Source organism: Streptomyces sp. Ac-502, assembly GCF_045222935.1.
Lineage (GTDB): Bacteria > Actinomycetota > Actinomycetes > Streptomycetales > Streptomycetaceae > Streptomyces > Streptomyces monomycini.
In genome coordinates this window covers 6305471-6318776 of the sequence record NZ_JBHFFO010000001.1, presented here as the reverse complement: position 1 = coordinate 6318776, position 13306 = coordinate 6305471, and the positions used below count along the sequence as shown (strand labels likewise).

Below are 13306 nucleotides of genomic sequence, written 5' to 3'. Positions count from 1 at the left end.
GCGGCCGCCACGATCACGACGACGAGCAGCACGGCGAACAGGCCGGACATGATCCGGTTACGGGTTTTGGGGTCCACCCTTCGAGCGTAACCCGGCCCGCTCACCTACCCAGCGGCCAGGCCGCCACCGTCTCGTACCGGGGCTGCTCGCCCGCCACCCCGGAGACCGGCAGGCGGCTGCGGACGAGCGCCAGCTCCCGCACCGTCCAGGCGCTGCTCTCGAAGTCCGCCAGGCCGTCGACGAACGGTTCGAGGTCGAGGGCTTCCGCGCGATTGCGCGCGACGGTCAGGTGCGGGGTGTACGCGCGATGGCCGGACATCTCCAGCCCGGCCCGGCGGGCCGCCGCCGTGGCCGAGTCCGCCAGCTTGCGCAGGGCGGGCAGGCCGCCGTCGGCCCCGGCCCACACCACCCGGTCCGCGAAGCGCCCGCCGCCCTTGAGGCCGAGCGGGAAGGGCTCGTACCGCCGTGCGGCCCGGGCCAGCCGTTCGTGCAGGCCGGGCAGGGTGGTGTCGGGCACCTCGCCGTAGAAGGCGAGGGTGAAGTGCCAGCCGGGCCGCCCGGTCCAGCGCAGCCGGTCCGCGTCCGGGAGGGTGCGCAACCGCCGTACCCTGGCGTCGAGTTCGTCGACGGCGACCTCGGGCGGCAGTACGGCGGCGAAGAGTCTCATGCGGTCAGTGTCGCGCACGGGGCGGGCGGCGGGGCCGGGACAGCGGTGCGCCCGCGTTCCCGGCCCCGGCCGCCGTGCGCCTGCCTCAGGCCGCCGCGGCCAGCCGCTCCGGTTCGCCGTCCCGCTCGCGCGGCACGAACCGTACGTGCTGGTGGCCGCGCCGCAGGTCGATACGGACCCGCAGGCCGCCCGCCCGGGTCAGCACCAGGCCCACGCCGGCCGCCGCCAGGGCGGAGACCACACCGCCCGCGAGGAAGCCGAGGCGGGCGCCGTACGCGTCGGTGACCCAGCCGACCAGGGGCGCGCCCAGCGGCGTGCCGCCCATGAAGACCATCATGAACAGGCTCATCACCCGACCGCGCATCAGCGGATCGGTCGCCATCTGCACGCTGGAGTTGGCCGTGACGTTGATCGTCAGGCCGACGACGCCGATGATGATCAGCAGCGCCCCGAAGACCCAGGCGGTCGGCGAGAGGGACGCGGCCATCTCCAGGACACCGAACAGCAGCGCCGCGCCCACCAGCAGCCGCAGCCGCGAGGTGCTGCGCCGGGCCGCGAGCAGGGCGCCCGCCAGCGAGCCGACCGCCATCAGGCCGTTGAACCAGGCGTACATGCCGGCGCCGCCGTGGAAGACCTTGTCGGCGAAGGCGGTCAGCCAGATCGGGAAGTTGAAGCCGAAGGTGCCGATGAAGCCGATCAGGACGATCGGCCAGATCAGCTCGGGGTGGCCCGCGGCATAGCGCACGCCTTCCCGCAGCTGGCCCTTGCCGCGCGGGGCGCGGTCGACCTTGTGCAGCTCACCGGTGCGCATCAGCAGCAGTCCGGCGAGCGGCGCGAGGAAGGACAGGCCGTTCAGGAGGAAGGCCCAGCCGCTGCCGAGCGAGGTGATCAGCGCACCGGCGACGGCGGGGCCGATGAGCCGGGCGGACTGGAAGTTGGCGGAGTTCAGGCTGACGGCGTTGCGCAGGTCGTCCGGGCCGACCATCTCGACCACGAACGCCTGCCGCGCCGGGTTGTCGACGACGGTGATCAGGCCGAGTACGAAGGCCATCAGGTAGACGTGCCAGACCGCGACGTGCCCGCTGAGGGTCAGTACGGCCAGCGCCAGGCCGGTCAGGCCCATCGACGCCTGGGTGACCAGCAGCAGCTTGCGCTTGGAGACCCGGTCGGCGATCACGCCCCCGTACAGCCCGAAGAGCAGCATGGGCAGGAACTGGAGCGCGGTGGTGATGCCGACGGCGGCGGACGAGCCGGTGATGCTGACGACCAGCCAGTCCTGGGCGATGCGCTGCATCCAGGTGCCGGTATTGGAGACGACCTGGCCGGTGGCGAAAAGACGGTAGTTACGGACTCTCAGCGACCGGAACATGCCCCCGCGCGGTTCGGCGGCGGTGCCCTTGGTGGCTGTGGGGGGCGCGGTCGCGGCGTCGGTGACGGTGGTGTCGTCGGAGTTCGGTGCGGGGGCGGAGTCTGCTCCGGATCCCGTACTCAAAGTGGGTTCGCCTCCTCGGCGCTCGGTCTCTACAGCTGGGCGAGCTTCTCCAGCACGGGTGCGGCGGACCGCAGTGCGGCCCACTCGTCCTCGTCCAGCCCGGAGGCCAGCTCACTCAGCCACGCGTTGCGTTTGCGGCGGCTCTCTTCGAGCATCGCCTCGGCCTGTTCGGTCTGGGTGACGACCTTCTGACGGCGGTCGTCCGGGTGCGGTTCGAGCCGGACCAGGCCCTTGGCCTCCAGCATCGCGACGATGCGGGTCATCGACGGCGGCTGGACGTGCTCTTTGCGCGCCAGCTCGCCGGGGGTGGCGTGACCGCACCGGGCGAGGGTGCCGAGCACCGACATCTCGGTGGGGCTGAGCGACTCGTCGACCCGCTGGTGCTTGAGTCGGCGGGACAGCCGCATCACGGCGGACCGCAGCGCGTTCACGGCGTCGGCGTCGGCGGCAGCGTCGTCGCCCAGGGACAGTTCCGGCATGTTCGTTAGCATAACTCATTACCCTCTCTAATGAAAGCCTGTACACCTGGGACCACCCGCACCACCCTTACGAGTGAGGACGCAGCGGAAAGTGACCCGCCTGACCAGGGCGTGAGAGGACCGTGGCGGTATGGGATCGGGAGTGCTCAGCCTGCGTATGGACGGGGAACTGCTGGAGCGCCTTCGGCAGCACGCCGCGAAACGCGGAATGAGCGTCCAGGACTATGTGACCCGGACGCTCATCCGTGAAGACTTCGACGAACGATTCAAGATGTCGGTGGACCGGACGGAGCGGTTCTACGCGGCGCCGCCGCTCTGAACCGCCCCGCCGGCGGGGCGCTCCCTAGTGGACGCCCAGCACCTGCTCGATCGGATTGAGCAGGAAGTAGACGAGGAAGGCCACCCCCACGGCGTTCAGCAGCCACGGGATCTCCCTGAAGCGGCCGGTCGCCGACCGCAGCAGGATGAAGGCCAGCACACCCATGCCGATGCCGTTGGTGATGCTGTACGTGAACGGCATCGAGACGATCGTCAGGAACGCCGGAACGGCGATCGTGAAGTCGCTCCAGTCGATGTCCCGGACGTTGGCCGACATGATCAGGAAGCCGACGACCAGCAGCGCGGGCGTCGCGGCCTGCGAAGGGACGACCGTCGCCAGCGGCGTGAAGACCAGCGCCAGCAGGAAGAGCCCGCCGGTCACCACGTTCGCCAGCCCCGTACGGGCCCCCTCGCCGACGCCCGCCGTGGACTCCACGAAGCAGGTGTTGGCGGACGCCGAGCCGACGCCGCCCGCCGCGACCGCGATGCCGTCCACCATCAGGATGCGGCCCATGCCGGGCAGGTTGCCGTCCTTGTCGGTCAGCCCGGCCTCCTCGCCGACGCCGATGATCGTGCCCATCGCGTCGAAGAAGCCGGACAGCAGCACGGTGAAGACGAAGAGGCAGCCGGTCAGCAGGCCGACCTCCTTGAAGCCGCCGAACAGGCTGATCTGCCCGACCAGGCCGAAGTCCGGCGTGCCGACGATGCCGTCCGGCACGTTCGGGACCGCCAGGCCCCAGCTCGCGTCCGGGATCTCCGCGACCGCGTTGATGATGATCGCGACGACCGCCATCACGACCATGCCGATCAGGATCGCGCCCTTGGTCTTCCGCACGGTCAGCAGGAACATCAGCGCCAGGCCGACCACGAAGACCAGCACCGGCCAGCCCTGGAGCTGACCGCCCTGGCCCAGCGCCAGCGGCACGGTGGTGTGCGCGGCGTCCGGGTTACGGCTGACGAAGCCCGCGTCGACCAGGCCGACCAGCGAGATGAACAGGCCGATGCCGATCGCGATGGCGCGCCGCAGCCCGTTCGGGATCGCGTCCATGACGCGCTGCCGCAGGCCGGAGGCGACCAGGATCATCAGCACCAGACCGGCGAGCACGACCATGCCCATCGCGTCCGGCCAGCTCATCTTGGGGGCGAGCTGGAGCGAGACGACGGCGTTGATGCCGAGGCCGGCGGCGACGGCGATCGGGACGTTGCCGATGACGCCCATCAGGAGCGTGGACAGACCGGCCATCAGCGCGGTGGCGGTGACCAGCTGGCCGTTGTCCAGCTGGTGCCCGAACTTGTCCTGGCCGGCGCCGAGGATGATCGGGTTCAGCACGACGATGTACGCCATGGCGAAGAAGGTGGCGAGGCCGCCGCGCAGCTCACGGGAGACCGTGGACCCCCGCTGGGAGATCTTGAAGAACCGGTCGAGACCGTTCTTGGGCTGCTGCGGGGCCGGGCTCGGGACGGCGTCGACCGGCGTGGTGGCCGAGGGGGACATGCGCGGACCTCAGTCGTACGGGCCTGGGAGGGCGTGGGGGCCCCGGATCGGGCCCAGAACACGAACAAGCCGGATCAGATTGGAGGATTCAACGAATCGAACCAGTCAGAACCGGATAGGTTCAGTATGAATAAACAAGCCGGTGATCGCTATCTCCGCGCGTAGACCCCGGTGGGGCAAGGCCGGACGCCTCCCGCCGCCCGGACCGGAGCGCCGCCCGTCGACCGCCCTGCCGTGACCGGCCTTGCACCGGCCTTGCACCGGCTCTGTCGGTGGCTGCCCGTAAGCTGGCCCCATGTGGAAGAAGTCCGAACTGCGCGAGGCCCCGGAGCCTCTTGAGGGCCCCGTCGTCGGCACGATCACCGGCGGCACCATCATCTGGTTCGTGCTCTTCCTGGCCCAGCTCCCCTTCTACGGCTGGTTCGCCGACCACGACCGCACCTGGTGGGTCTGGACCTGCCTGGCCGGCGGCGGCCTCGGCATCCTCGGCATCTGGTACGTCCGCAAGCGCGACGCCGCCATCAAGCGCGCGGCGGCCGCCGCGGCCCCGGGCTCCGAGCGGGCGGCGGCGGACGCGCGCTGAACCGCTGACGCGCGCCGGTCCGCTGTCCCGGCACGGCCGTCCCATCCCGCGGACGTTTTCACCCCATAGTGGACGCATTCCGCCCCCTACGGTTGACGCGCGCCCCTCCAACAACTCCCACCACCTTCCTGTGCGTATCCAGCGGGTGAATCGCCCGTTCCGCCCGTAACGTCGAAGGCATGACTCAGCGGGCGAAGACCGAAGCCGGAGGCCGCGAGCAGGCCACCGAACCGGCCCACCGCGGCCTGAGCGCCGCCGAGGTCGCCGAGCGGGTGGCCAGAGGCGAGGTCAACGACGTCCCCGTACGGTCCTCGCGCTCCACCGCCGACATCGTCCGCTCGAACGTCTTCACCCGCTTCAACGCCATCATCGGCGTGCTGTTCGTGATCATCCTGATCGTCGGCCCGATCCAGGACGGCCTGTTCGGCTTCGTCATCGTCGCCAACACCGGCATCGGCATCATCCAGGAGCTGCGTGCCAAGAAGACCCTGGACAGCCTCGCCGTCATAGGCGAGTCCAGGCCGACCGTACGGCGCGACGGCGAAGCCGCCGAGATCCCCACCTCCGAGGTCGTCCTCGGCGACGTCATCGAACTCGGCCCCGGGGACAAGGTCATCGTCGACGGCGAGGTGCTGGAGAGCGACGGCCTGGAGATCGACGAGTCGCTGCTGACCGGCGAGGCCGACCCGGTGGTCAAGCAGCCCGGCGAGAAGGTGATGTCCGGCAGCTTCGTGGTCGCCGGCGGAGGCGCGTTCACCGCCACGAAGGTCGGACGCGAGGCGTACGCCGCCCAGCTCGCCGAAGAGGCGTCCCGCTTCACCCTCGTCCACTCCGAGCTGCGCACCGGCATCAGCCAGATCCTCAAGTACGTGACGTGGATGATGGTGCCGACCGCCGTCGGCCTGATCCTCAGCCACCTGTTCACCCTGAACATGGCGGGCGACGAGGCCGTACGCCGGATGATCGCCGGCATCGTCCCGATGATCCCCGAGGGCCTGGTCCTGCTCACCTCCGTCGCCTTCGCCATCGGCGTCGTCCGGCTCGGCCGCAAGAAGTGCCTGGTCCAGGAGCTGCCCGCGATCGAGGGCCTGGCCCGCGTCGACGTGGTCTGCCTGGACAAGACCGGCACGCTGACCGAGGGCGGCATGGACGTCAGCGACCTGCGCCCGCTCGACGGTACGGACGAGGGCCACCTCAAGCAGGTCCTCGGCGCCCTCGGCGCGTCCGACCCCCGCCCCAACGCCTCCCTCCAGGCGATCATCGACGCCTACCCGGCCGGCGACGGCTGGCGCTCCACCGACGCGCTGCCCTTCTCCTCCGCCCGCAAGTACAGCGGCGCGACCCTTCAGAACCCGGACGGCGACAGCACCACCTGGCTGCTCGGCGCCCCCGACGTCCTCCTGCCCTCCGGCGACGACGCGCTCTCGGAGGTCGACGACCTCAACGCCCAGGGCCTGCGCGTCCTGCTGCTCGCCCGCGCCGAACGCGGCCTGCACGAGACCGACGTCGCCGACCACGTACGCCCCACCGCCCTCGTCGTCCTCGAACAGCGGCTGCGCCCCGACGCCATGGACACCCTGCGGTACTTCGAGGAACAGGGCGTCCAGGCGAAGGTCATCTCCGGCGACAACGCCGTCTCGGTCGGCGCGGTGGCCGGAAAACTGGGCATGCCGGGCGCCGACTCACCCGTCGACGCCCGCGAACTCCCCAGCGACCCGGACGAAATGGGCAAGGTCCTGGAGGACGGCGCGGTGTTCGGCCGCGTCACGCCGCAGCAGAAGCGGGACATGGTCGGAGCACTCCAGAAGCGCGGCCGCATCGTCGCCATGACCGGCGACGGCGTCAACGACGTCCTCGCCCTGAAGGACGCGGACATCGGCGTCTCCATGGGCGCGGGCAGCGAGGCCACCAAGGCCGTCGCCCAGATCGTGCTGCTCGACAACAGCTTCGCGACACTGCCGTCCGTCGTCGCCGAGGGCCGCCGGGTGATCGGCAACATCACCCGCGTAGCCACCCTCTTCCTCACCAAGACCGTCTACTCGGTCCTGCTCGCGATCCTCGTCGCCTGCTGCCAGATCCCGTACCCCTACCTGCCGCGCCACCTCACCCTGCTGTCCACCCTCACCATCGGCGTCCCCGCCTTCTTCCTCGCCCTCGCCCCCAACAAGGAGCGCGCGAAACCGCACTTCGTCCGGCGGGTCATGCGCTACGCGGTCCCCTCCGGCCTGATCACCGGCCTCGCCGCCTTCGCCACCTACCTCCTGGCCCGCAGCCACTACAGCGGCCCGGACGCCCTCCCCGCCGAGACCAGCGCCGCCACCCTGACCCTCTTCCTCAGCGCCATGTGGGTCCTGGCGATCATCGCCCGCCCGTACACCTGGTGGCGCGTCGGCCTCGTCCTGGCGATGGGCCTGGGCTTCCTGATCGTGCTCGTCGTCCCCTGGCTCCAGAACTTCTTCGACCTCAAACTCGTCGGTACGACGATGCCGTGGGCCGCCGTGGGCATCGCCGCAGCGGCCGCGGTCCTGCTCGAAGTCGCATGGCGGTTCATCGGCCGACGCTTCCCGGCGTAGTCGGCGCAGTCGGCTCCGCCGACGGTTTTTCCGGCCACGCGGAACGGGGCGGGCCGACCGCGTCACCGCGGCCCGCCCGCCCCGCCCCGGAACAGCCTCAGTCGAACCAGCGGGCCTCCGCCAGCTCCTCCGCACGGTCCAGGTCCTCCAGGAGCGCCGCCGCCTCGAAGCGGCGGGGCCACTGGCCGGCGGCCCAGGCGAGCCCCGCCGCGACGCCCTCCAGGGTGGCCGCGTGCAGCGTGCCGTCCGGCGTCCAGCGCCAGTCGAGTTCGGTGCCGTCCTCGACGGTCAGCTCCTCGTGCTCGACGTACGAGCGCGGCGTGTCCGGGCCCAGCAGCGTACGGACCGGCTCCGGAACCTCGTGCCGGCTGCCCTCCGAGGCCACCGGCGCCGCGAAGACCTCGCTCAGCCGCCGCACCTGGAACAGTTCCGCCAGCTCGGCGGCGCGCGCGGGGCGGACCGGCAGCAGGGGCAGCCCGGCGGCCAGCGGCATCAGGTCCGGCGCGTCCGCGACCACCGCCTCCGCCGAGTCCACGACCCGTACCTCGCCGTCCACCACGACCCGCAGCTCGTCCGGGATCGTCACCTGCTCGGGGTCCAGATCCGCCAGCACCCCGTACAGCGCGTGCAGCTGCGCGGAGCCCACCTCGTGCTCCGGGTCCGCGAGGCGGGCCAGCAGCTCGGCGGCGCCGCCCGGCTCCTCCAGGAGCGCCGCCGCGGTGGTCCGCACCCCGAGGGCGCGCAGCACCTGCGCGTCCACCTCGCCCGCGTCCGCCGACTCGTACAGCCCCGCCAGCAGCGGATCACCGCCCGCGGCCCGCAGACCGGCCGGCCGGCGGCCGTCCAGCACCGGGTGCCCGCGCAGCCACCACGCCGTGTACGGGCGCACCGACTCGGTCGTGCCGTCCGGCAGCAGCACCCGTACGGGCGCGGTCAGCGCGTCCCGCAGCGGCGGCCGCGACAGCATCGCCAGTGCCTGCGGCCACGCGTCGTCGTCCACCAGGTCCAGGTCCCGTACGGCCACCAGCTCCGTCGCGACCGGCGGCACCGGCGTCTCCGGCAGCCCGTCCAGGACGTCCTCGCACCACACGTCCACGGCGTCCAGCACACCGGCGTCGTCCGGCTCGGTGAAGTCGCCGTCGCGCGGCTCCAGCTCGTCCGGGTCCAGCACCACGTCCTGGGCCCGTACGAGGGCGAAGCCCGCCAGCACGCCCACAGCGGTCAGCGGCTGCTCCCCCAGCGCTCCGCGAACCCGGCGTCGACCGCCGCGAGTTCACCCTCCCGGATGACCCGCTCGAAATCACTCCCGGGCAGTACCAGTTCACCCGCCGGTGCCGGCTCACCGTCCTCGTCCGGCAGCGCGAGCGCGGCCAGCCACGGCTCGTCACCGGGCGCCAGGTGCGCGTCCCGCACCAGGCCGAGCACGGCCTCCGCCAGCTCCTCACCGCCGAGCCCGGCCGGCTCGCCGTCGAATCCGAAGGCGTAGTCGTCCTCCGCCGCGTCCAGGGAGCCCGCGACGGCCGCCCGCACCTGCGGCGTCGTCAGCACGGCGCGCGGCGCGGCCGGGGTGGCGCCCAGCTTCTCCAGCAGCGGATGCACCGCCTCCGGATGCGCGACCTTCAGCCCCAGCCGGGCCAGCGTCGCATGCCGCTCCCCGGCATCACCGCCGTCACCGTCCGGCAACGGAAGCAGCACCTGCCGCGGCCCGATCGTGGTCCGCGCCGTCCGCCCGTCCTCACCGGCAGGCCCGGCCAGCGGCACCGGCAGCCCGCTCAGCCGCTCCGGATCCGTACCGGCCAGCGAGTCGTACAGCCGCCACCACCACGCCGGCGACCGCTCCACGCCCGCCAGCCGGTCCACGACCTCACCGAGCGGCACCCGGGCCACCCCCAGCGCCCGCAGCTCGGACCTCCGCTCCAGCCCGGCGGGCAGCAGGCTCGGAAACAGCTCCGCCAGCACCCGAACGGTGTCCGCCCCGGCCCCCTCGACCAGCTCGGCGTCCACCGGCCGCAGCACGTACGCGTCCTCCTCGCCCCGCGCACCACCCCAGCCGCCGCCCTCACCCGGAGCCAGCTCGTCAGGCCCCGCCGACTTCGGCGCCGCCTCCAGCGACAGCTCCACGCCCGTGGCAGGCGCCGCCGCACTCGGCAGGAACCGCACCCGCGGCAACAGCTCCAGCACCTGCCGCCGCAGCTCGTTGTCCAGCTCCCCTTGCCCAACGGCCCCGGTACGAGATCGATCGTCCCCGCCGACACCGGCTGCCAGCCGGCCAGCAGCGACGCGTACGCCTCGGCGGCGCGCCGCACGAGATGGTCGGTCAGCGCCCCCGGCGCCACATGCCGCCGCGTCGGCTCCAACGGGAACGAAGCGATCAACAGCCCCGGCAGCCCCTGCGGCTCCTCGGTCGGCGTCGGCGCGTGCACGACCGGCGCGGTCGCCGGGCGCAGCGGCGCGCCCTCCTCGTCCACCGGGACCGCCCACGTCACCGCCCAGTGCGGACGCAGCCGCTCCTCCACCGGACGGTCCGCCAGCAGCTCCGGCTCCAGCGCACCGCTCTCGCTCACGACCCGCCAGCGTGAGACGCCCCGCTCACTGTCCTCGATGACGACGTACGCGCCCTCCTGGCGCCGCGTCATCTCCCGCACACCGTCCGGAGTCTCCACGACGACCTCGGCCAGCCCCGGCAGCGTCAGCAGCAACGCGGCATCGATCCCGGCCAGCAGGCGCACCGTCAGCTCGTGCGCGGCACCGTCACGCAGCGGCAGCACGACGGACGTGTCGTACCCCTGCGGCGCGGAGCCCTCCGCGGGCAGCGGAAGACGCAACAGCGGTACGTGACCATCACGGCGCCGCAGCTCACCCCCAGCCCGGGACTGTGCGCCGCCACCTGACTCGCCAGCTCCCGCGCCTCCGCCAGCGACCAGCGGACACCGCCCGTACGGCCGACCAGCGCGGGCTCGTCACTGACCGCGAGCACCGCCGAGAACCCCACACCGAACCGGCCGACGGAAACCGCCACCTCGGTCTCCCGCTTCGCGGACGCGCGCAGCGTGGCCAGCGATTCGACGCCGGTGGCGTCGATGGGGGCACCGGTGTTGGAGGCGACCAGCACGGCGGGCTCACCGCCCCGGGCCGGGTGCAGGGTCAGGCGCAGCCGCCCGGTCACCCCGGCGCGGCCCGCGGCGTCCGAAGCGTTCTGCGCCAGCTCCACGGCGAGCCGGTCCCGATACCCGCCGAGCACGAGATCCTCCTCGGCGTTCGCATCCTCCCGGAACCGGGCCGGCGAGGCCGCCCAGGCATCGAGCACCCCCCGCCGCAGCCGAGCCGTCCCGAACGGATCTGCCTCTGCCGCTTCGCTCACGTTCTCTCCCGTTCCTCACGATGCCGAACTCCACTTTCTACCCGGTGGGGGGCGGGGGTGGGGCATGGGGGTGCGCCCTGGTGGGCGCGGTTTCCCTTGGTGGGTGCGGTGGGTGGGGTGGCTTTCCGAGCGGTCGGGCTGGGGTTTTCACGAGCTGTAGCGCGCTCGGTACGGTGCGCCCGTCGTGCGCGATGGGTCCGGTGGTGGGGGGCTCGGGGCCCCGCAGGGGTCACTCTCCCCAGCCTTCGGCCGGGGGTGCCCCCACGGCACCGTGCCAGTCCGCGATGGAACATTGAGGACGCACCCGGTGCGGTGCGCGCGTCTTGCGCGGTAGGGCCGGTGGGTGGGGGCTCGGGGCCCCGCAGGGGTCACTCCTCGGCACCGTGCACGACCTGGTCAGGAACATAAGGGAACGCAGATACCCGGCTGCCTGCGGGGAGCCCCCTACGTGTCCCCGAGCCCTGGCCGTACGGCGACTATCGGAAGCGATCGGGCGAGGCACTTTCACAAACCAAGCCCGAGCCCATGGCGTCGGCCAAGCCAGTCGCGCTGCCTTCCCGCCCCCACCCCGTGCGCCTCACCCCCAGGAGGGCGGGCACCAGGGTGATCGAAAAATTCCCCCACCGACCTCGGCTCGCCAATCCGGCCGGAGGGGGCGTGTAGGGGGCCATCCCCGCAGGCAGCCGGGTATCTGCGTCCCCAATGTTCAAGCGGTGGACGTGCACGGTGCCGAGGAGTTGGCCCCCTGCGCGCCCCCGCCACCACAACGAAACCCATGCGAGCCGCGCGCCAGCGCAAACCCCCGCGCGAAGCGCGAACGCCAACACCATGAGGGCGAGCTACGTGACCGACTGGCCCCGCCGGAAGCGCGTCAGCTATGACCGAACTCTTCGGCCGGCCCGGAGTCCTCCACAGACCCCCCGTCCGGTCAGGACGCAACGTGAACGGATCCACAACGTTCTCGTCGATAACGGGAGGCGCCGGCCGCGGAGGCCTCGGCATGACGGCGGCCTCGGAGTGGCCCCCGCACCCGTAGCCGAGGGACACGACATGCCCGTCCGCAGGACCGAACTCGTTGCCGCAGATGCCGAAGGCCTGGCGGAGCGAGCCGGCCAGGGGCACCAGGAAGCCGCAGGAGACGCAGTTGGCGGGGGCGGCCTGGGCCATGGCGGTCTTGGGGCCGTACTCCTCTTCCCAGCGGTCGGCCGCGGCGTGCAGGCCGTAGCGGGAGAGGACCCGGGAGCGCCCCATGCCGAGCTCGTCGGCGACCGCCGCGACGCTGCCGCGGGTGGTCGTCGCGGGCTGGGCCGCGGGCGACCCGGGCTCGACGTCGGCGTCCTCGGCGTCCGCCAGCTCGGTGACACCGGGCGAGACCTGGGCGGCACCCGCCCCCGCGTCCTCCGCTCCCCCCAGGGGAGCAGCGCCGGGCTCCAGCCGGAGATCCTCGGCCTCGGTGGGGAGCAGGTCGCCGGGGCCCATGTCGCCGGGGCGCAGCCGCTCGCTCCAGGGCACCCATTCGGGGGCCAGCAGCGCGTCGGGGCCGGGCAGCAGGACACTCTCGTCGAGGGTGACGTGTTTGGCCCGGGACGCGCGGGCGACGGTGACGGCCCAGCGCCAGCCCCGGTAGCCGGGCTCCTTGCATTCGAACAGGTGCGTGACGACGCGGTCTCCGTCCGCGACGGCGTCGATGTGCTCGCCGACCGTGCCGGGCGCCGCGGCCTCCTCGGCCGCCACGCGGGCAAGGTCGACCGCCTCGGCGCACAGGCGGTCAGGGGTACGGCTTCGCATCGCAGCACTCACAAGAATCGATTCTCTCTTCCACGCCGTCTCACGAGTGCGCCAGCCGGAGCTGTCCTGTCCTTGTCCGGACGACCGGCGTGCCGGGGCGGGCGGAGCGGACCTGGGGACCGCGTCGACGTCCGCGCCCGGTCATCTCGGTCGAGCGCACCTCTTACGACCCATTCTGCGGGATCGCGGCAAGGCGCGCGGCCAAGAACGACCGCCGGTGGCGCGCTACACACGCTACCCCTTCAAAGGTGGACGACCCCTCGCCGGGAGCGGCAAATGTCACCGGCAGCGTCCGGCGGCCGGGCGGCTCGGCGCGACAGGGCCCGGAAAGAGCCATGTCCCGGGCGAGTTGGGGCAGTATTGCTGCGTGGCTGCCGGACGGGCGTCGAGGAAGTCGAGGCTGCCGCGGATGTCGCGGGCGTCGCGGATCTCCAGGTCGGGGACGGCGAGGGCGGCCCGGGCCCCGCGGATCGCCAAGGCTTCGCGGATCTCCACCGGCCCGCGTGTCCCCAAGGGTGCGCGGGTCTCGACGGCGTCCACGCGGCCGGTA

The 13306-nt window shown here is 72.5% G+C and carries 8 protein-coding genes and 2 pseudogenes; 3 read left to right on the top strand and 7 right to left on the bottom strand.

Going from position 1 to position 13306, the window contains the following annotated elements; all coding sequences use genetic code 11:
- Positions 1-100 precede the first annotated feature (100 nt).
- The 3 genes from thpR to ACEXOX_RS28875 all read right to left on the bottom strand — a co-directional run bounded on the left by thpR (position 101) and on the right by ACEXOX_RS28875 (position 2638).
- Positions 101-667: an RNA 2',3'-cyclic phosphodiesterase gene (thpR, locus tag ACEXOX_RS28885; protein WP_406524062.1), complete on the bottom strand. Its 567-nt coding sequence runs from the start codon at positions 665-667 to the stop codon at positions 101-103.
- A gap of 85 nt (positions 668-752) precedes the next feature.
- Positions 753-2159: an MFS transporter gene (locus ACEXOX_RS28880; RefSeq protein WP_406524061.1), complete on the bottom strand. Its 1407-nt coding sequence runs from the start codon at positions 2157-2159 to the stop codon at positions 753-755.
- A gap of 29 nt (positions 2160-2188) precedes the next feature.
- The gene (locus tag ACEXOX_RS28875; RefSeq protein WP_406524060.1) at positions 2189-2638 is read right to left on the bottom strand and encodes a MarR family winged helix-turn-helix transcriptional regulator; all 450 of its coding nucleotides are present in this window, start codon (positions 2636-2638) and stop codon (positions 2189-2191) included.
- A gap of 130 nt (positions 2639-2768) precedes the next feature.
- Between ACEXOX_RS28875 and ACEXOX_RS28870 the strand changes: the two genes are divergently transcribed.
- Positions 2769-2957, top strand: coding sequence for a ribbon-helix-helix protein, CopG family (locus ACEXOX_RS28870; protein WP_073759267.1), 189 nt, complete (start codon positions 2769-2771; stop codon positions 2955-2957).
- A 24-nt stretch (positions 2958-2981) separates the two neighbouring features.
- Here ACEXOX_RS28870 and ACEXOX_RS28865 read toward each other — a convergent pair whose 3' ends face one another.
- Positions 2982-4451: an NCS2 family permease gene (locus ACEXOX_RS28865; protein WP_406524059.1), complete on the bottom strand. Its 1470-nt coding sequence runs from the start codon at positions 4449-4451 to the stop codon at positions 2982-2984.
- A gap of 295 nt (positions 4452-4746) precedes the next feature.
- On the opposite strand from ACEXOX_RS28865, the gene ACEXOX_RS28860 reads away from it, so the two are divergent.
- Both ACEXOX_RS28860 and ACEXOX_RS28855 read left to right on the top strand, forming a co-directional pair.
- Positions 4747-5034: a DUF2530 domain-containing protein gene (locus ACEXOX_RS28860; protein ID WP_361156970.1), complete on the top strand. Its 288-nt coding sequence runs from the start codon at positions 4747-4749 to the stop codon at positions 5032-5034.
- A gap of 179 nt (positions 5035-5213) precedes the next feature.
- The gene (locus ACEXOX_RS28855; protein ID WP_406524058.1) at positions 5214-7607 is read left to right on the top strand and encodes an HAD-IC family P-type ATPase; all 2394 of its coding nucleotides are present in this window, start codon (positions 5214-5216) and stop codon (positions 7605-7607) included.
- 97 nt (positions 7608-7704) lie between these two features.
- Here the strand turns inward: ACEXOX_RS28855 and ACEXOX_RS28850 are convergent.
- From ACEXOX_RS28850 to ACEXOX_RS28840, 3 genes and pseudogenes are all read right to left on the bottom strand, one after another.
- Positions 7705-10968 (bottom strand): annotated as a pseudogene (locus tag ACEXOX_RS28850) (sacsin N-terminal ATP-binding-like domain-containing protein).
- 871 nt (positions 10969-11839) lie between these two features.
- A pseudogene (locus ACEXOX_RS28845) lies at positions 11840-12756 on the bottom strand (DUF3027 domain-containing protein).
- A 279-nt stretch (positions 12757-13035) separates the two neighbouring features.
- Positions 13036-13251 carry a hypothetical protein gene (locus tag ACEXOX_RS28840; protein ID WP_406524057.1) on the bottom strand — a complete coding sequence of 72 codons (216 nt, stop codon included), beginning with the start codon at positions 13249-13251 and terminating at the stop codon, positions 13036-13038.
- Positions 13252-13306 lie beyond the last annotated feature (55 nt).

What these genes read in the sequence shown, in the direction of transcription:
- thpR (WP_406524062.1), bottom strand. Translation starts at nt 667, where the DNA reads ATGAGACTCTTCGCCGCCGTACTGCCGCCCGAGGTCGCCGTCGACGAA.
- ACEXOX_RS28875 (WP_406524060.1), bottom strand. Translation starts at nt 2,638, where the DNA reads ATGCCGGAACTGTCCCTGGGCGACGACGCTGCCGCCGACGCCGACGCC.
- ACEXOX_RS28870 (WP_073759267.1), top strand. Translation starts at nt 2,769, where the DNA reads ATGGGATCGGGAGTGCTCAGCCTGCGTATGGACGGGGAACTGCTGGAG.
- ACEXOX_RS28865 (WP_406524059.1), bottom strand. Translation starts at nt 4,451, where the DNA reads ATGTCCCCCTCGGCCACCACGCCGGTCGACGCCGTCCCGAGCCCGGCC.
- ACEXOX_RS28860 (WP_361156970.1), top strand. Translation starts at nt 4,747, where the DNA reads ATGTGGAAGAAGTCCGAACTGCGCGAGGCCCCGGAGCCTCTTGAGGGC.
- ACEXOX_RS28855 (WP_406524058.1), top strand. Translation starts at nt 5,214, where the DNA reads ATGACTCAGCGGGCGAAGACCGAAGCCGGAGGCCGCGAGCAGGCCACC.